This window comes from Rhizobium sp. 01T417, from assembly GCF_056398905.1.
Genome location: NZ_JBFTQH010000039.1, coordinates 1 through 17,476, shown reverse-complemented (window position 1 = coordinate 17,476; position 17,476 = coordinate 1). Strand labels below are relative to the sequence as shown.

At 59.9% G+C, this 17,476-nt stretch carries 15 protein-coding genes and 1 pseudogene; 8 read left to right on the top strand and 8 right to left on the bottom strand.

Annotated elements, in window-relative coordinates; translation table 11 throughout:
* Positions 1-49 precede the first annotated feature (49 nt).
* The 5 genes from AC1DPR_RS25930 to AC1DPR_RS25910 all read right to left on the bottom strand — a co-directional run bounded on the left by AC1DPR_RS25930 (position 50) and on the right by AC1DPR_RS25910 (position 5,565).
* Positions 50-1,927, bottom strand: coding sequence for an amidohydrolase (locus tag AC1DPR_RS25930; RefSeq protein ID WP_113161790.1), 1,878 nt, complete (start codon positions 1,925-1,927; stop codon positions 50-52).
* Between the two features lie 101 nt (positions 1,928-2,028).
* Entirely contained in the window at positions 2,029-2,316 is a 288-nt protein-coding gene (locus tag AC1DPR_RS25925; protein WP_113161807.1) for a XapX domain-containing protein, read from the bottom strand.
* A gap of 86 nt (positions 2,317-2,402) precedes the next feature.
* Positions 2,403-3,095 (bottom strand): hydrolase, encoded by a 693-nt coding sequence (locus tag AC1DPR_RS25920; protein ID WP_113161789.1) that lies wholly within the window; start codon positions 3,093-3,095, stop codon positions 2,403-2,405.
* Between the two features lie 415 nt (positions 3,096-3,510).
* Entirely contained in the window at positions 3,511-4,422 is a 912-nt protein-coding gene (locus AC1DPR_RS25915) for a helix-turn-helix transcriptional regulator (RefSeq protein ID WP_018856255.1), read from the bottom strand.
* Positions 4,423-4,632: 210 nt separating this feature from the next.
* On the bottom strand, positions 4,633-5,565 hold the full coding sequence (locus tag AC1DPR_RS25910; protein ID WP_113161788.1) for a VOC family protein: 933 nt from the start codon (positions 5,563-5,565) through the stop codon (positions 4,633-4,635).
* A gap of 114 nt (positions 5,566-5,679) precedes the next feature.
* Here AC1DPR_RS25910 and AC1DPR_RS25905 point away from each other — a divergent pair, with 114 nt between their 5' ends.
* Positions 5,680-6,579, top strand: a complete 900-nt coding sequence (locus tag AC1DPR_RS25905; protein WP_018856253.1) for a LysR family transcriptional regulator — start codon at positions 5,680-5,682, stop codon at positions 6,577-6,579.
* Positions 6,580-6,625: 46 nt separating this feature from the next.
* Here the strand turns inward: AC1DPR_RS25905 and AC1DPR_RS25900 are convergent.
* Positions 6,626-8,602: pseudogene (locus AC1DPR_RS25900) on the bottom strand (ABC transporter ATP-binding protein/permease).
* 279 nt (positions 8,603-8,881) lie between these two features.
* Here AC1DPR_RS25900 and AC1DPR_RS25895 point away from each other — a divergent pair.
* Together AC1DPR_RS25895 and AC1DPR_RS25890 are read left to right on the top strand one after the other, a co-directional pair.
* A complete protein-coding gene (locus tag AC1DPR_RS25895; RefSeq protein WP_026371665.1) occupies positions 8,882-9,871 on the top strand; it encodes an AraC family transcriptional regulator in 990 nt (329 codons plus the stop codon).
* Between the two features lie 59 nt (positions 9,872-9,930).
* Positions 9,931-11,139 (top strand): MFS transporter, encoded by a 1,209-nt coding sequence (locus AC1DPR_RS25890; RefSeq protein WP_018856250.1) that lies wholly within the window; start codon positions 9,931-9,933, stop codon positions 11,137-11,139.
* Positions 11,140-11,345: 206 nt separating this feature from the next.
* Here AC1DPR_RS25890 and AC1DPR_RS25885 read toward each other — a convergent pair whose 3' ends face one another.
* Positions 11,346-11,981: a GntR family transcriptional regulator gene (locus AC1DPR_RS25885; RefSeq protein WP_018856249.1), complete on the bottom strand. Its 636-nt coding sequence runs from the start codon at positions 11,979-11,981 to the stop codon at positions 11,346-11,348.
* A 174-nt stretch (positions 11,982-12,155) separates the two neighbouring features.
* Between AC1DPR_RS25885 and AC1DPR_RS25880 the strand changes: the two genes are divergently transcribed.
* The 5 genes from AC1DPR_RS25880 to AC1DPR_RS25860 are packed head-to-tail and all read left to right on the top strand — an operon-like array spanning position 12,156 to position 16,709.
* Positions 12,156-13,580 (top strand): M20 family metallopeptidase, encoded by a 1,425-nt coding sequence (locus AC1DPR_RS25880; RefSeq protein WP_026371664.1) that lies wholly within the window; start codon positions 12,156-12,158, stop codon positions 13,578-13,580.
* Positions 13,577-14,296, top strand: a complete 720-nt coding sequence (locus tag AC1DPR_RS25875) for an ABC transporter permease (protein WP_018856247.1) — start codon at positions 13,577-13,579, stop codon at positions 14,294-14,296. Before AC1DPR_RS25880 ends, AC1DPR_RS25875 begins: the two co-directional genes overlap by 4 nt.
* Entirely contained in the window at positions 14,296-15,036 is a 741-nt protein-coding gene (locus AC1DPR_RS25870; RefSeq protein ID WP_477817424.1) for an ABC transporter permease, read from the top strand. Before AC1DPR_RS25875 ends, AC1DPR_RS25870 begins: the two co-directional genes overlap by 1 nt.
* The gene (locus AC1DPR_RS25865) at positions 15,033-15,815 is read left to right on the top strand and encodes an ABC transporter ATP-binding protein (protein ID WP_018856245.1); all 783 of its coding nucleotides are present in this window, start codon (positions 15,033-15,035) and stop codon (positions 15,813-15,815) included. The genes AC1DPR_RS25870 and AC1DPR_RS25865 overlap by 4 nt, the downstream gene beginning before the upstream one ends.
* A gap of 36 nt (positions 15,816-15,851) precedes the next feature.
* Positions 15,852-16,709: a transporter substrate-binding domain-containing protein gene (locus AC1DPR_RS25860; RefSeq protein ID WP_113471522.1), complete on the top strand. Its 858-nt coding sequence runs from the start codon at positions 15,852-15,854 to the stop codon at positions 16,707-16,709.
* Between the two features lie 146 nt (positions 16,710-16,855).
* On the opposite strand, the gene AC1DPR_RS25855 is transcribed toward AC1DPR_RS25860, so the two are convergent.
* On the bottom strand, positions 16,856-17,476 hold a 621-nt coding region (locus AC1DPR_RS25855; RefSeq protein WP_477817423.1), incomplete at its 5' end, for a LysR family substrate-binding domain-containing protein.

The window sequence follows — 17,476 nt, the reverse complement described above, 5'->3', positions numbered from 1 at the left end:
GCAGCGGTGATACGCTGCCCGCGCTAGACGTCTATGGTCGTGATGGGTCTCAGACGGCCCAGCAGGAGCAACCAAGCGCGCCAAAGAAGCCCTTCAGGTCGGCGATCGGCAGTTTCGAAGTCCAAGCGCCGGCATGGTCATGGCCGTGGACACCGCAGTCGTTGGCGCAGCCGCAGGAAGCGATCGCGGTGCGGCGCAGCGAGTGGCGACCAGCGCCTTCCGGTTCGCCCCAGGCGGCATAACCACCAAACTTTCTGACCGGCGACCAGTCGGGCATGGCCGGAGGCACGTCGCTTTCGTCGAGCGCCTTGAAATCGCCGGCGCCATAGACGACCTTGCCGCCGACCATGGTGAGATCCGATGTCAGGTAGGAGATCTCGTCTTCGGCGCAGGAGAAGAAGTCCTTGTCCGGCACCACGAGATCGGCGAACTGACCCTTCTCGATACGGCCCTTCTTGCCTTCCTCATTCGAGAACCAGGTCACCTTTTCCGTCCACATCCTGAGGGCCGTTTCGCGGTCGAGGCAGTTCGCACGTGGATAAAGCTGCATGCCGCCCACAGTCTTGCCGGTCACCATCCAGGCAAGCGAAACCCAGGGGTTGTAGGAGGCGACGCGCGTGGCGTCAGTGCCGGCCGAGACGTTGACGCCTTTGTCGAGCATGCGGCGGATCGGCGGGGTGGCTTCAGCGACGCCGTGGCCATAGCGCTCCACGAAATATTCACCCTGAAAGGCCATGCGATGCTGGGTGGCGATGCCGCCGCCAAGTGCCGCGATGCGGTCGATGGAGCGCTCCGAGATCGTTTCGGCATGGTCGAAGAACCAGTTCAGGCCCTCGAGCGGAATATCCTTGTCGACCTTCTCGAAGACGTCGAGCGCGCGCGAGATGGTTTCGTCATAAGTGGCGTGCAGACGCCAAGGCCAGCGGTTCTGAGCCAGCACCCGAACGACCTCTTCGAGCTCGCCTTCCATTTCCGGTGCCATCTCTGGTCGCGGCTGGCGAAAATCCTCAAAATCGGCTGCCGAGAAGACCAGCATCTCGCCGGCGCCGTTGTGGCGGAAATAATCATTGCCCTGCTTGTATTTGACCGAGGACGTCCATTTGAGGAAGTCCTCCTTTTCCTGCTTGGGCTTCTGGGTAAAGAGGTTGTAGGCGAGGCGGACAGTGAGCTGGTTTTCGTCCGACAGTTTCTGGATGACTTCGTAGTCATCGGGATAGTTCTGGAAACCGCCGCCAGCATCGATGACGCCGGTGATGCCGAGCCGGTTCAGTTCGCGCATGAAGTGGCGGGTGGAATTGACCTGGTAGTCGAAGGGCAGTTTCGGGCCCTTGGCCAACGTCGCATAGAGAATGCCGGCATTCGGCTTGGCCAGAAGCATGCCGGTGGGGTTGCCATTGGCGTCGCGGGTAATCTCGCCGCCAGGCGGGTTCGGTGTGTCCTTGGTGTAGCCGACAGCACGAAGGGCTGCACCATTCAGCAGTGCCCGGTCATAAAGATGCAGCAGAAAGACAGGCGTGTCGGGCGCAACCGCATTGATCTCCTCGATCGTTGGCAGGCGCTTTTCGACGAACTGGTGTTCGGTAAAGCCGCCGACAACGCGCACCCATTGCGGGGCGGGTGTCACGGCCACCTGGCGCTTCAGCATGTCCATGGCATCGGCAAGCGAGCGAACGCCATCCCAGCGCAGTTCCATGTTGAAGTTCAGGCCGCCACGCACGACGTGGGTGTGGTTATCGATCAGGCCCGGCAGGACACGCTTGCCCTTGAGGTCGACGATCCTGGTGTCGGGGCCGGCGAAAGCCATGATTTCGGCATCGGTGCCAACCTCCAGAAAGGTACCGTCCTTGATCGCGACGGCAGTGGCATTCGGTTTCGAACGGTCGAGCGTGGTGATCAAACCGTGGTGGAGGATGAGGTCGGCGAACATGAGATATGCTCCTGGCTTCACTATTAAGATTGATTTCAACGCTTTGCGCCGGGGCAACTGGGCATCGGCCCCATCGCAAGCGAATCTCCTCTCTTGCGGCGTCAGCTATCAGACTTCGTCTGAGCTTGGCGAGACACGACAATGTCATTGCGGGCGTCGCCTTTCGGCATATGGCCGAACATGTGCGGCTTGATCTGGTTGATCCACGACACTGCCGCGGGCTCCTTGGCGATCAGCGTTCTTGCGAAGGGAATGAGCTGTTCGCCAACCAGAATGCCAAGCAGGCCGACCAGCGCGACCACCGGGGGAGCCGGAGAGCGAACATTGAGCAGGCTGTAGACAATGCCGACCAGAAGACCGGCGCCCAGGGAAAGAAGATAGAGTTTCATCGCAGCGTCCTCGACGATGGAGGCACCGCTTCGGCAAGACATGCTTTCATGCTGCCGAAGCGGGCCGAATTGGTTGGATGGCGGACTTACTTGGCCGGGTTCGGGCCGATGCGCTTGCCGTGGGTGACCCGTTCGTCTACGTCGTGGACCATCGTGTAGGCATAGTCGATGCCCATGCCGTAGGCGCCGGAATGCTCCTTGGCCAGCGAGGTCACCCCGTCATAGGTCTCGCGGTGAGCCCAGTCACGCTGCCATTCGAGCAAGACCTGCTGCCAGGTCACCGGAACCACGCCGGCCTGGACCATTCGGTCCATCGCGTATTTGTGGGCCTCGGAAGACGTGCCGCCGGAGGCGTCGGCCACCATGTAGATCTCGTAGTCGGGCATGTCGTGCATCGCAGATAGCGCGAAGGTGGTGTTGCAGACTTCTGTCCACAGGCCGGAAACGACGATCTTCTTGCGTCCTTCGGCGGCGTTCTTGGCCAACGCATCGCGAACGTTCTGGTCATCCCAGGAGTTCATAGAGGTACGTTCGAGGATGTCGTTTTCAGGGAAGACGGCGAGGAGTTCAGGGAAGGTGTGGCCGGAAAAGGACAGCGTCTCGACGGTGGTGATGGTCGTCGGGATGTTGAAGATCTTGGCAGCCTTGGCGAGGCCGACAACATTGTTCTTCAGTACCTGGCGATCCATCGACTGGACGCCGAACGCCATCTGCGGCTGCTGGTCGATGAAGATGAGCTGGCTGTTCTTCGGGGTCAGGACTTCGAGCTTCTTGGACATTTCAGGTTCCTCTTCCGTCTGCTTGAACCGCTGATGCGGCGGGTTGAACTGTGAAGCACTTTTCTGGTCGGGCGCGGGGTGGCCTTCAGAGTGCTCGTGGGTGGCCGGAGCCGCTTAATCGGTGTTAGCCGCCAATCTCATTTAGTTCGTCTCGGCTGCTGAAATGAAACCTAGATCGGTTTGGTGGGTGGCGGAATGGCAATATTAATTCCGATTGAATTGCTCCAAATGCAATAATCTACGCGATGAAAGCCCTTTCCAGATTGCGGGCGCTCACCGGAAGAACTCTAGTTTTAATGGGGTGACAAATCGCTCAATTGTCGAGGCGGGTCTTGTCCAAAAGTCAGGTCGATTGGACGAAATGCGCTTGCGCTCGATCAAAACCTGGAAATCGCCGCGGCCCCAGGCGTGGTCCTCAGCAACTGCGCCGCCAGCTTCCAGGCGTCGTGCCGACAAGATTGGTGAAAACACGCGTGAAATGGCTCTGGTCGGCAAAGCCGCATGATATTGCGACTTCCGAAAGCGGGATATCGGGCGTGCGCAAGAGTTCTCGGGCACGCGAAACCCGTTCGTTGAGAAGCCACTGGTAAGGCGTCATGCCCGTCGTCTCGCGGAAGGCTTGAATGAAGTAGCCGCGCGAAAGGTTGCATGCCCTGGCGACGTCGAGGACAGATATCTCCCCATCGAGGTTGTCGAGGAGAAGGCTCTTGGCCCGCGTCTCCTGAACGCGCGACAGCCTTCTGGAGCGGAGCGCCAAGGGGGTCGATCCCTTGCCATAGCGCTGCACGAGGTAGCTGCCGATCGCGGTCGCCATCTGGTCGACAAATAATTGCGGCGCTTCTTCGGGGCTTTCCAGCGCGGGTATCAGCACGCGGGCAAGGTTGGAAAGCACGACGTCCTTCGACGCCGTTTCCGCAGTGAGCGAATTCACTCCGCCTAGCTCGGCCTCCTCTGCTATCCGTTCGAGCGAAGTCGGTGAAATTTGAAGGAGCAGAAAGTCGAAAGCGCCGCCAAGGTCAGCCTTGTAATGATCGGACAGGTCTCGGATGTAGATTGCGTCCCGATCGAAGGAATGATCGGTCGCGTGGTGCTCATGGAAGATACGCCGGGTATGCCTTCCGGTGGTGGATACGCCCACGACAAAACCGCGATTGCTGGCCGCGGCCTCGACCTGCTGCAGATGGCCCTCGCGACTGCCCTTGCGGAAGAAGACGATATCGGCCCCCACAATCGACTGGTCCTTGTAGAGCTTGTCGAACGGGCAGCCAAAACTGTCCGTTGGCTTTAACTGGGCGGGTTTGATGTGATCGATAGAGATGAGTCCCAAGTCAGCAACCTTCCGTTCGAAGCATTCGGCACGGCATCTCGATGCCGCGACTCACGACGGGATCGCCTGTTGAGCCGAAAGTTCGTTTACGGGCGCCCCCTGGCCTCTTCAAGACAGGTTTGCGGCAATCCGCAGAACACAAAATCGTGAAGCGCCGCAGGAGGTTAGTCCTGCGGCGCTTGGAATTTTCAGTGTCTGCCAAGGGCTCCGTCAGGCAGCCAGCGGCTGGAGATTGGCTTCAATCCTATCGCGGAACGGCTCGTAGCGGGTCGGCAATTTCAGCACTTCGCCGAGATGCGCGGTGTCCTCATCACGATTAAAGCCAGGTTCATTGGTGGCAATCTCGAACAAGACCCCACCCGGCGTACGAAAATAGATGGCCCAGAAGTAGTCGCGGTCGATGACAGGGGTTACCTGATAGCCCGTATCCATAAGCGCCTTGCGCACCTCGATCTGCTTTTGGCGATTTTCGACGGCAAACGCTATATGATGGACCGATCCGGCGCCCTGGCGGGCAAAGGGCGTTTCTGGCAAGGCGGCGAGATCGATTGTGTCGGCACCATTGCCGTCCGGCATGATAAAGCGGGTAACATCCCCTTCCTTGCCCGTGCGCTCGTAGCCCATGAAGCTCAGCAGTTCTTCCGTCGCAGCCGTGTCACGCAAGTTGAGGCGAGCCCCGGAAAAACCTCGGATCGCAGCCTCGTGCGAGACATCGCCGCCAGTCCAGGCCGGTCTGGCATCATCGGCAGTCTCGATGAGCGCAAATCCGTCGCCGTCCGGGCCGTTGAAGCGCAGACGCCTGGCGCCGAAGACCGTGTCTTCCTGCAGGCCGCCAACATTCTGTGCGGCAAGGCGCTCACGCCAGAAGGCAAGCGAGCCCTTCGGTACGGAGAACTGGGTTTCGCCAACTTCGCCGACACCGGCCCTGCCGCGCATCATGTGCTCGAAGGGGAAGTAAGTCATGACTGTTCCGGCCGAACCGTTCTCATCGCCATAATAGAGGTGGTAAACACTCGGGTCGTCGAAATTCACGGTCTGCTTGACGCGGCGAAGGCCGAGCGTGTCGGTGAAGAATTGGTTGTTCTGGCGGGCATCCGACGCCATCGATGTGACGTGATGCAGTCCAGTGATATCCTTGATCATGTTCCTGGCCTTTCTCTCGGGCGTCTGTTTGATGTCCAAGATGTATGTCAGTTGATCAATCCACGGAATTGCAATATTCCTTTCGATTGAATTGCTATTTTTGAAATAATCGAGATGAACGACTATAAAGCCCTGAAAACATTCCTCTTGGCGGCCGAGAAGCGAAACTTCGCCCAGGTCGCACGCGAACTCGACATGACCCCCGCGGCGGTGACGCGAGCGATTGCCGCACTGGAGGCCGATCTCGGCCTCCAACTTTTCGTGCGCACCACGCGGCAGGTGTCGCTGACGACTGACGGTGCTGTGTTTGCCGCCCAGATACAGCCGGCGATGGCGATGCTGGAAGATGCGCGCAAGGAGGTGATGAATGCTCACAAGGCCGATGAAGGGCGGTTGCGGATCAGCGCGCCGACCTGGTTCGGCAAAGCTGTGCTGCCGCCGATACTGTCGGGCTTCAGGGAGCGTTATCCAAGGATAAGCTTCGAGATTTCGCTGTCGGACGGGCTCGTGAATATCGTCGATGACGACTATGACCTGGCAATCCGCATATCCTCCCAACCGTCCGACAAGTTCACCATCTGGCGAAAGATTCGCGTCGTTCCTCGTATTCTGGTGGCAGCGCCGGGAAGCCGGTACGTGACCATGCAGCACCCGGGCGAGCTGACGCCAGACGATTGCCTTGCCTATAGCGGCGAGAGCCGAAGAGAGACCTGGGTGCTTTCGGACGGCGGATCGAGCATGACGATTTCGGCGGGGCGCTCCTTCTGTGCCAATAATGGTGAAGTGCTGGCCGACATGGCTGCCGATGGGACCGGTGTCGCGATGCTGCCCGGATTTAATATTGCCGAGCATCTGCGAAGCGGCCGCCTTGTGCACGTGTTCCAGGGCTGGGCGCCGCCCGACCTGTGGCTAACGCTCTACTACCCGCCCTATCAGGCGCTGCCACCGCGCATTGCTACTTTTTCCAAATTCTTCGAGGAGCAAGTGGCCTCGCAAATGACGCTGCTCGGCTAGTATCGAATTTGGAGTTTCAAGGTATGATTGACGACGGGGGAGGCTCTTAGGAGCGCTGACATGGAGTCATTGAACGTGACTCGGCTTCATACACTGCTCTTGAGGAGAGGCGCTCTGATGGATCCGGCGCGAGCTCTCGGTTGTGCTTCTCCAATAGACGCAAAAAGCTCTTGCGCTTTTTCTTTCCCTGAAGAAGGTCGATGTCGCTGACCAGCTTCGCACCGCCATCGCGCCGTTCCAAGGTTATCTTGCGGCTATGGAAGGCCTCCAGTTCGGCGCGGTGCGCAACGCTGACGATGGTGGCGTTCGGCAACTCGTCGATCAGCATCTCCATCATCTTGTCCTGGCTCTTCGCGTCGAGTGCCGAGGTCGCTTCATCCAGAACGATGATGTCGGGATCGTGCAGCAGAAGTCGCGCGAACGCGAGCCGTTGCTTTTCCCCGCCCGACAGCGTCTGGTCCCATGGTGCCTCCTCCCCGATCTTGTCGTTCAGATAGTCGAGTCCTGATTTTTCCAGCGCACCCTTGATTTCGTCGAGCGTCCAGTCCTCGGCGCCACGCGGATAGGCGACCGCCCTGCGGAGCGTCCCGGATGGGATGTATGGCCGTTGCGGCAGCATGAAAAGCTGTCGGTCGGCATGGAAATTGACACTGCCGTGCCCCCACGGCCAGAGCCCGGCTATCGCCCTCACCAGCGTGCTCTTTCCCGATCCCGACTCTCCAGCAACGAGCACCCGTTCGCCTGGCTCGATGGTCACCTGTGTCTCCTTGACGACGGCAGTGCCGTCGTCGAGCGATACGGCCAGATCATTCAGGCTGAGCACCACCTTACCTTCGGTTTCTCCGCGCTTGATGCGCCCCAAGGCTTCGCTCTGTTCGGCACGTTCAAGCCCGTCAAGAGACGTCATCAGCGATGCGATTCGCCGTGCACAGGCGTTCCAATCCGCAAGGCGCGGGTAGTTGTCGACCAGCCATCCAAACGCGCTCTGCACGATGGCGAAGGCGGACGCCGCCTGCATGACTTCGCCAAGCGTCATGCTGCCATCCAGAAATTTCGGAGCGCAAAGCAGAACCGGTACGACCGGCGCAAACAGGCTCGATCCCTGCGACACGAGGGTCGTGCGCATATGCTGGCGTGCAAGAAGCGCCCATTGGCCGAGCACCTTGATGAACGTCCTGTCGAGGTCGTTTCGCTCCTCCTCCTCGCCTCCGAGCAGTGCAATACTCTCCCCATTCTCCCTTACGTGCGTCAGAGTATAGCGAAACTCAGCCTCCGCCTGGTTCTTTGCCTCGGAGACCTGAACAAAGTTGCGGCCGATGAGGGCCATCGAACTGGAGGTTAACCCGGCGTAGATCACCGCAGTAACGACGAGGAAACCGGGAATGGTGATAGTCGAACCTGCAACAGTGAGGGTCAGCGCCCCACCGATCGTCCAGAGCACCATGATGAAGGTCGAGGCTGACAGAAATGCAGCGATGACGCCCGCGACGAAATCGACGGGAGCTTCAGTAGCGATCCGTAGATCCTCCGCAATACGCGCCTCCGGATTGCTGTGGTCGCCGCCGATGAGGTTCAATTGATAGTAGCGGCCATTTGCGAGCCACCGCCCGATCACCGATGTCGTAAGCCACGAGCGCCAACGGCGTTGGATCATCATACGGACGGCAACCTACGCCGTGACGAGGCCAACACTTCCAATCACGAGCGGCAGGAAGACTCCGCTTAGAAAATAGACGGCGCTTGCGTTGCGCTGTTCTATCGCGTCGAAGATGGAGCGATTCCACATGTTTATGCCGTACTGGAAGCCAACGTTACCACCAATGAGGATCAACAACCCGATCGAGCACGGCCAGGCCAGCTTGTCGCCGCGGCGTCCCCAATAACACCTCGCGCTGATCCAGAAGCGCTTGAGCAGATATTTCTTCCGCGCCCTTTCGACCTCCTCGGGCGTCCACTTGGGGTCTGGCTCAACAATCTCCGGCGGCGGCTCAACCTCGGTGTTGGTTGGCTCGTCTGCGCGGATGTCGCCATTGGAGGGATTGGTCCGATCGACCGATTTCGAATTCACATTTCTGTCCACCCTCACGCGATAACGGACTGAGAACAGAAAGGTTTCTTTGGCCTTCAATCCATGTGGCTGGATAAAGCCGCTTTCATTTATGATCGCGGCGCTTGGATTTAGCCGCGATCCTGCAGGGTCCGCGTATATTTGAAATCAGGAACAGGAACCGTGCAGGAAAACCAATTGGGCCGCGTGGCCACACTGCTTGAATGCTGGACGCTCGAGACCTAGATTGGCTAAATGCTTGACCATTCGTCTCAACCGTTGTCGCCATCAAACATTCCCATGGATGCGCTAAGCGAAGTCCTGCAAGACTTTCGCTTGAGCGGGGTCAACTATGGCCGCTGCGAACTCAGACATCCGTGGAGCATCGCCTTTCCACAAAAACAACTGCTTCGTTTTCATTTTGTCAGCCAGGGTCCGTGCTGGATCCACACGGAAACCCAAGGATGGCAGGAGTTGAACGATGGCGATCTGGTCCTTCTGCCGCAAGGCATCGAACATCGATTGGCCAGCGCACCAGATGTTGAGGGCGACTCGCTTAAAGGCTGTCAGATAACGAAGGTTGGAAGCAACGTTTGCGAAGTGGTCCGCGAAGGAACGGGTGCGACGAGCACCCTCTTCTGCGGCTCCATGGCTTTGGGTGCGCATGCGCTTAACCCCTTGATCGCTCTGATGCCGCCGATCATCAAGGGCTGCGATGTGGCCGGCAATGACGCTGTCGTTGGCCCCCTGCTGGCAGCTATGTCGGCGGAGGCGACGCAGCCCCAAATGGGGAGTGCGACCGTCTTGTCGCGAATGGCGGACTTGCTCGCAGCGAGGCTTATTCGCTGCTGGGTCAATTGCAGCGGAGCATCGACGACGGGCTGGCTCGCCGCCATCCGCGATCCTCACATCGGTCGTGTGTTGGCAGCCATGCATCGAGACCCCGGCCATAACTGGACCCTTGAAAGCCTCGCCGGCGTGGCAGGCCAGTCGCGCTCGATCTTTGCCGAGCGCTTCAGCGCTATTTTGGGAGAGGGCGCAGCACACTATCTCGCCCGTCTGCGCATGCAGCTTGCGCGCGAGTTGTTGGGGCAAAGCGGTTTGTCCGTTGCCGAGGTTGCTTCCCGCTTAGGCTATGAGTCTGAGGCATCTTTCGCTCGCGCCTTCAAGCGTATCACGAGGGTCTCACCGGGCGTTGTGCGCCGCACCAATTCCGGACGAATTGACATGGATTTCGGATTTTAAGGTACATATCATCCCGAACAGTTCGTTTATGACATCTCCAACCTAAGGAGATGCACGGGATGACGGACACAACATCGCAACTTGACGTAGCAGCAATTGGCCTGGATACCGCCGAGCCATCCACGTGGAGCGCGGCAACCTGGTTTGCCGTACTTTCGATGGCGGCCACCAGCTTTGCGCTGGTATCGGCTGAGTTCCTGCCGGCGGGTCTGTTGACGCCATTGGCGCACGATCTCGGAATCACCGAAGGAACAGCTGGCCAAGTCGTCACCGCCACCGCTTCGGTCGGTGCGGTCACCGCTCTTTTGAGCAATGTGCTCATCGGCAGATTGAACCGCAAGACGGTGCTGGTCAGTCTCAGTGCATTGGCGATCGGCTCCAATATACTTGCAGCGTTAGCGACCGATTTTTGGCTGTTGTTGTTGGGCCGGGCTGGATTGGGCATCGCACTTAGCGGTTTCTGGGCCCTCTCAGTTGCCGTCGTGGCGAGGCTGGTCGGCGCCAATGCGACGGGCCGGGGCATGGCTATCGTCACCCTCGGCGTGTCGCTCGCGACAATAGCTGCACCATCGTTGGGTGCCTTGATCAGCGACTGGCTGGGATGGCGCACCGCCATGGCCATGACAGCGGGGCTTGCCGCGCTTGCAATGCTTCTTCAGGCACTTAGCTTGCCAACACTGCCTGCAAGTACGAGCAACAGTCTCGCTGATGTTTTCAGGCTGACACGGCGGCGTGGAATTCAACTGGGCATGCTTGCTATCCTTTTGCTCATGACGGGCCATTTTGCTGGTTCGGTTTACGTGCGTCCCTTCCTTGAACAGGTGACGCTCCTTGAAACCAGGTCGATCGCCCTGGCGCTGCTTGGGTTTGGCATTGCCTCCGTCATTGGTAATGTCGCTGGTGGCAGAATGGCCGACGCCAGTATCCGCCTGGCGCTCGCTGTCACGGCAGCGTTAATGGCGTTTGCTGCACTTTCTTTGGTACTCTGGGGCGCTCATAGCGGTATTGCGTTCGCCCTCGTCACGCTTTGGGGCTTCGCCTTCGGCATGGCGCCGGTGGTGCTGCCCACCAATCTTTCCCGCGGGGCACCCGACGCTCTGGAGGCGGCAGGCAGCCTGATGGTCGTCTCGTTTCAGATCGCCATCAGTATCGGCGCGGTTTTCGGCGGCTATATCGTCGACCACTATGGCGCTGTTGGACCCTTGACCCTTACCGCGGTCCTCGCTGCGTCGACGGTCGCCTTGGTGTCGACGCAGCCCCGCAGTTGATCCTTACTTCCGCGTTGAGAAGCAAGGCAATCGGACCGAAGTTGCTGTGAGAGAGTGGCGCTCTTGCCTCGCTCTGGATATGAGGCCGCCCGGCGATCGTCGGAGGCCTTTGTGGTTGCAGCGCCGAACGAGCGAATTCATACAAGGAATGCAGAGGGGGCAGCAGGATAGCATCGTCAACTTGGGGCTTGTCGGGTGCCCTACCCTCAGTTTTGACGAATGTGCTGCCGCATGAGATCCTTCAGCCGTTCGGTCTCACCGGCAGCGATCGCATCAACCATCAAGTGGTGCTCCCGGCCCGACTGTTCGACGCGGGCACGTGTGCGCCATTGGGAGACCGGCGCGGACGAGGTTCTCTGGCGGATCTCGGTGATGAGATCGACGAGTTCGAGATTGCCGCCGAGCACCAGCAGCTGGCGGTGAAAGGCAAGATTTGCCTCATAGAGCTCCAGCATCGTGCCGTTCAGCGCCATTTGATCGAAGTGCTCGGCAAGCTTCCTGAGAGTGCTGACATCCTCTGTCGAGCCGTTCTGGATGATTGTTCCAGCCATGGCCGTTTCGAGAATGACGCGAATTTCGCTGACCTCCCGCGCCCGGCGGCCGTCCGGCTCATAGACGTGATAGCCGCGGTTCTGCACGTGCTCGACTAGCCGTTTCTGCGCCAGGCGATCGAGCGCACGGCGCACTTCGGGGCGGGTACAATTGTATCGACGTTCGAGGTCAATCTGCTTCAACCACGTCCCAGCAGGCAGAATGCCAGCCAGGATGTCCTGCAGGATGAAGTCTGTCACGTCGCGCGTGCCGGGCGCTTCCGCCTTTTCTTCCATCACGACATCTGCCATGCGATCTCCCCGTTTTTCATCACCGATAGCACGCCAATCGCGGATTCTGTAGGCGTAAGAACCGCTTGAGGTTGTCCAAAATTTATTCATGCACACGGATTGCACAAATAAAATTTGTACCATAAATTGGCGCCAATTTTGGATACTATGCGAAATGAAGCCGGTTTGAAAGCCATGAAAAACACCGAAGCCGTGTGGGACATCGTCGAAGCAAAGCGTGAAGCCTTTTTTGCGCTCAGCGACCGCGTCTGGGATATGCCGGAAACGAACTATGAGGAATATCGCTCTGCCGAAGAGCATGCGCGGCAGCTCGAAACCGAAGGTTTTCGCGTCGAGCGCGGCATCGCCGGCCTGCCGACAGCCGTCATGGGCGAAGCTGGCGAAGATGGGCCGGTGATTGCCATCCTCGGCGAGTTCGACGCGCTTCCCGGCCTCAGCCAGGTCGCTGGATTGGCTGAAAAACGCGAGGCGCTCGCGAACGGCAATGGCCATGGCTGCGGCCACAATATGCTCGGCGCCGGTTCCATGCTTGCGGCTGCCGCCGTCAAGGACTTCCTCGAAACAAATGGCGTCAAGGGCCGTATCCGCTACTATGGCTGCCCTGCCGAAGAGGGCGGCTCCTCCAAGGGCTTCATGGTCCGCGCCGGCGTCTTCGATGATGTCGACATCGCCATTTGCTGGCACCCGGCTGCCTTTGCTGGAGTGAACAATCCGGTATCGCTCGCCTGCAACGAGATCAATTTCCACTTTAGCGGCCGCGCCTCGCACGCTTCGGCCACGCCGCATCTCGGCCGCAGTGCCCTTGATGCCGTGGAACTGATGAATGTCGGCGTCAACTATATGCGCGAGCACATGCCGTCGACGGCACGCATCCACTATGCCGTGACCGACACAGGCGGCTCGGCACCGAACGTGGTACAGGCCAAGGCGACGGTGCGTTACCTTATTCGTGCCCGCAACCTGCCCGAGCTCCTGTCGCTTGTCGCCCGCGTCAAGAAGGTGGCCGAGGGTGCAGCCTTGATGACCGAGACCTCGGTGCGTAGCGAAGTGATCAGCGGTGACGCCAACCTCGTCGGCAATGTGCCGCTCGAGGAATTGATGTTTGCAAATCTCCAGCGTCTCGGACCGCCGGTCTTCGACGATGCCGATCGCGACACCGCGCGCAAGTTCCAGGCGACGATGAGTGCCGAGGACATCGCCTCCTCCTATGCCCGTTTCGGCCTGAAGCCGAAAAAGGACCAGCCGCTCTGCGAGGAGATCTTCCCTCTCTATGCCGGCGACAGCACGATCGTCGGTTCCACCGATGTCGGCAGCGTCAGCTGGGTCGTCCCGACGGTGCAGATGCGCGGCGCCACCTATGCGATCGGCACGCCCGGCCACTCCTGGCAGCTCGTCGCGCAAGGCAAGCTTCCAGCTGCTCACAAGGGAACGGAGCATGCCGCGAAGGTCATGGCGAGCACCGCCATCGCGCTGATTTCAAATCCGGCGCTGATTAAGGCGGCCAAGGCGGACCTTCAGGCTCGCCTCGATGGGTCGCCGTTTGTCAATCCGATCCCCGAGGACGTCGAGCCACCGCTTCCCGAAAGGCAGGCATCATGAACCAGCCCGGGATCCTCGAGCTCGTAAGCTTCGGCGGTGACGGTTGGGGCAAGGCGCTGCTTGCCGGCGCGTGGATGACTGTTCTGATTGCCCTTGCCGGCTACTCGATCGGCGCAGTCATCGGTTCGTTTGGCGCCTGGGCGAAAATATCAGGCGGACGGGGCATTCGCATCGCCGCCGATACCTACACGACCGTCCTGCGTGGCATTCCGGATCTTCTCGTCATCTATCTCTTCTATTTCGGTGGCAGCGCGGCCGTCACCGCCATCGGCCGACTGTTCGGAGCGGAGGGCTTCCTCGGCTTCCCCGGTTTCCTCGCTGGTTCGCTTGCGGTCGGCGTCACTTCGGGCGCGCAGTTCACCGAAGTTTTCCGCGGTGCCTTCAGGGCCGTGCATCACGGCGAGATCGAGGCGGCGATTGCCTGCGGCATGGGCAGGACCCTGCGCTTCCGGCGGATCATCGCACCGCTCACCCTTCGCCATGCGCTTCCGGGGCTTGGTAATGTGTGGCAGGTTGTGCTGAAGGAGTCAGCCCTGGTATCGATCACAGGCGTCGCCGAGCTCCTGCGCCAGACGCAGGTGGCCGCCGGATCGACTGGCCTGCCCTTCGATTTCTACGTCATCGCGGGCGCGATCTACCTGATCATCTCGACAGGCTCAGGTCTCTTCCTACGCGGTGCCGAAAGGCACTTCTCGCGCGGCGTGAGGAGGGGCTAATGGACTGGTCGTTTCTCTTCGAGACATTCGTCAGCCTGGTCTCGGCAATGCCGCTGACGCTCGAGCTTGCCGCAACCTCGATCGTGCTTGGGGCGATGCTGGCGCTTGCGATCGCGCTTTGCCGTCTCTCCGGCATTGCGCCGCTTGAATGGTTCGCGCGCAGTTATGTCTTCGTCTTCCGTGGCACGCCGCTGCTCGTACAGATCTTCCTGATCTACTACGGCCTCGGCCAGTTTCCGGCCGTGCGCCACAGCATTTTCTGGCCGTTTCTACGCGACGCCTACTGGTGTGCGGTATTGGCGCTGACGATGAACACTGCGGCCTATGCAAGCGAAATTATCCGTGGTGGTCTGCTCTCGGTTCCGTTCGGCCAGATTGAGGCAGCGCGAGCCTGCGGCATGCCGCGGCTCATGCAGTTCCGTCGCATCGTGCTGCCGCTGGCGATCCGCCAGGCCTTGCCGGGCTACAGCAACGAGATGATCGCAATGGTCAAGGCAACCTCGCTTGCCTCGATCATCACACTGATGGAAGTGACCGGTGTTGCGGCGCGCATCATCTCGGAGTCCTATCGGGCGATCGAGGTCTTCATCGTCGCCGGCGTGATCTATCTTGCGATCAACTTCCTGCTGACGCGCCTTGTCCATCTCGTCGAATACTGGCTGAGCCCGCACCTGCGCCAGCCCGTTCCCCACCACCCGGCAGTCCCGGCTGCTCCCGCACTTGAAGGAGACGCCCGATGACAGTGGCGAACGCCTCCCCTTCCCCAATCGCGCTCAGCGTCAAGAACTTGCACAAGAGCTTCGGTCCCGTCGAGGTGCTGAAAGGCATTTCGCTCGATGCACACGAAGGTGATGTGGTCTCTATCCTCGGCTCGTCCGGCTCCGGAAAGTCTACCTTCCTGCGGTGCATCAACCTGCTTGAGACGCCAAACTCCGGCGAAGTGACCGTTGCCGGCGAGACGATCCGAATGGTGCCCGATGCCAGGAACGGCAGCCGTCCGGCCGACCGCAGCCAGGTCGATCGCATCCGCTCTCAGCTCGGCATGGTGTTCCAAAGCTTCAATCTCTGGACCCATAAGACCGTACTCGAGAATGTCATCGAGGCGCCGGTTCATGTGCTCGGTCGGTCTCGGGCGGAATGCGTCGAGGAAGCCGAAGCGCTGCTTGCCAAGGTCGGCATTGCTGAGAAGCGCAATTTTTATCCGGCCCACCTTTCTGGCGGCCAGCAGCAGCGGGCCGCAATCGCACGGGCGCTCGCCATGCGGCCGAAAGTCATGCTCTTCGACGAGCCGACTTCCGCGCTCGATCCCGAGCTCGTCGGCGAGGTTCTGCGCGTCATGCGTGCGCTCGCCGAGGAAGGCCGCACGATGCTGGTCGTCACCCACGAGATGGGCTTTGCCCGCGACGTCTCAAGCCGTGTCGTCTTCCTGCATCAGGGCCGCGTCGAGGAAGACGGCAAGCCGCAGGAGGTGTTCGCCAGTTCGCGCTCGGACCGTTTCCGTCAGTTCATCAGCAAGTAAATCTCTCAACCCAAACCAACAAAAGGGGAGCAAAACATGACAATTCTTTCGAGGGCACTTTTGACAGCAGCCGCAACGGCACTTGTTGCCACCGCCGGTGTTGCACACGCCGAAGAGAAGAAGTGGACGACCGTGACGATCGCCACCGAAGGCGCCTTCAAGCCCTATAATTTCACGAAGCCCGACGGTTCGCTCGACGGCTACGAAATCGAGCTGACAAAGTACCTCTGCGACCATATGAAGGTCGAGTGCAAGATCGTCGTGCAGAACTTCGACGGCATGATCCCGGCGCTCAATGCCGGCAAGTTCGACGCCATTATTTCCGGCATGTCGGCAACCGCCAAGCGCGAGGAAGTCATCGCCTTCAGCAATTCGTACGGTTCCACCGGCCAGGCGTTCGCGACCGCCAAGGAAGGCGAGCTCGCAAACCTGCCAGAAAAGGGCGAGGTCTTCTCGCTTGCCAGCGACGAGGCCGGGGCTGCCGCCGAAATCGAAAAGATCAAGCCTGCCCTGCAGGGCAAGATCATCGGCGTTCAGACCGCTTCGACCGCGGCGACCTTCGTCGACAAGTATTTGAAGGGCGTCGTCGAGGTTCGCGAATACAAGACGACGGAAGAACATGATCTCGACCTCAAGGCCGGCCGCGTCGATCTGGTGATGGCGTCCATGGCCTATTTGACGACGGCCTCGGCAAAGCCGGGCAACGAGGAAATGACGACTACCGGACCGCGCTTCCAAGGCGGCTTCCTCGGTCGCGGCAGCTCTGTTGGCCTGCGCAAGTCCGACACCGAGCTGAAGGCTATGTTCAACGACGCCATCGAGGCCGCCAAGGCCGACGGCACGATCAAGACGCTTTCAGAAAAGTGGTTCGGCTTCGACGTTACGCCGAAGTGAGTGGAAGCGTTCACAACGATGGGCCCGGCGGGACTCCCTGCCGGGTCGCGACAGCGGAGTTAAAACTCAGCGTCACGGCAGGGGTTGAAACGCGGACCGACTGCCCCACGACCGCATATTCTGTTTCTAGCCGAACTCGCAATCAGTCATTGTCCTTGCAACCGATCGGCGGCCTGCCCTCGCCTTGCCAGCGACCGTGCAATGTCGACGATGTCGTCACGGCCAGCGGTTGGATCTTCTTTGCTCCAGGCGATACCAAGCCCGATCCTAAAGTCGATCCCGCTTACCTTCTTCAACTCAAAGCCGCGATTGGGAAGATCAAGCGTCCATTCCGGCGCAAAGCCGATGCCAAGCCCGGCAGAGACCAGCGACACCAGCGCATAGGTGTCATCGCAGCTGAAGGCAATGTTGGCGGTGAGCTCGTATTCCGCGAACTTCTCATTGAAGTATCGTTCCGTAAAAGACAGGTTCTGCCGGTTAAAGGCGATGATCTTCTGGGTGCGCAGATCATCGATGCTGATCTCGTCCCTGGCGGCCAGCGGATTGGCATGGCCGACCGCCAGGTAGTAGCGCTCATGCGCAAGCGAGACGAAGCGCAAGGAGCCGATGTTTTCCACCGGCCGAATGAAGCCTAGATTGAGCTGGCCGGTCTCCAGGCCGCGGATGATCTCGCCGGTATTGCCAGAGGCGATGTGGATGCGGACATCGGGATACTTGCGGGCGATCTTGGCAAGGAAGGTTGGCAGCATGCCCATGGTGGCCGGGTA

Bases quoted from the DNA above. Each gene is read 5' to 3' on its own strand.
- AC1DPR_RS25930 (WP_113161790.1), bottom strand. From the start codon at position 1,927: ATGTTCGCCGACCTCATCCTCCACCACGGTTTGATCACCACGCTCGAC.
- AC1DPR_RS25925 (WP_113161807.1), bottom strand. From the start codon at position 2,316: ATGAAACTCTATCTTCTTTCCCTGGGCGCCGGTCTTCTGGTCGGCATT.
- AC1DPR_RS25920 (WP_113161789.1), bottom strand. From the start codon at position 3,095: ATGTCCAAGAAGCTCGAAGTCCTGACCCCGAAGAACAGCCAGCTCATC.
- AC1DPR_RS25910 (WP_113161788.1), bottom strand. From the start codon at position 5,565: ATGATCAAGGATATCACTGGACTGCATCACGTCACATCGATGGCGTCG.
- AC1DPR_RS25905 (WP_018856253.1), top strand. From the start codon at position 5,680: ATGAACGACTATAAAGCCCTGAAAACATTCCTCTTGGCGGCCGAGAAG.
- AC1DPR_RS25895 (WP_026371665.1), top strand. From the start codon at position 8,882: ATGCTTGACCATTCGTCTCAACCGTTGTCGCCATCAAACATTCCCATG.
- AC1DPR_RS25890 (WP_018856250.1), top strand. From the start codon at position 9,931: ATGACGGACACAACATCGCAACTTGACGTAGCAGCAATTGGCCTGGAT.
- AC1DPR_RS25885 (WP_018856249.1), bottom strand. From the start codon at position 11,981: ATGGCAGATGTCGTGATGGAAGAAAAGGCGGAAGCGCCCGGCACGCGC.
- AC1DPR_RS25880 (WP_026371664.1), top strand. From the start codon at position 12,156: ATGAAAAACACCGAAGCCGTGTGGGACATCGTCGAAGCAAAGCGTGAA.
- AC1DPR_RS25875 (WP_018856247.1), top strand. From the start codon at position 13,577: ATGAACCAGCCCGGGATCCTCGAGCTCGTAAGCTTCGGCGGTGACGGT.
- AC1DPR_RS25870 (WP_477817424.1), top strand. From the start codon at position 14,296: ATGGACTGGTCGTTTCTCTTCGAGACATTCGTCAGCCTGGTCTCGGCA.
- AC1DPR_RS25865 (WP_018856245.1), top strand. From the start codon at position 15,033: ATGACAGTGGCGAACGCCTCCCCTTCCCCAATCGCGCTCAGCGTCAAG.
- AC1DPR_RS25860 (WP_113471522.1), top strand. From the start codon at position 15,852: ATGACAATTCTTTCGAGGGCACTTTTGACAGCAGCCGCAACGGCACTT.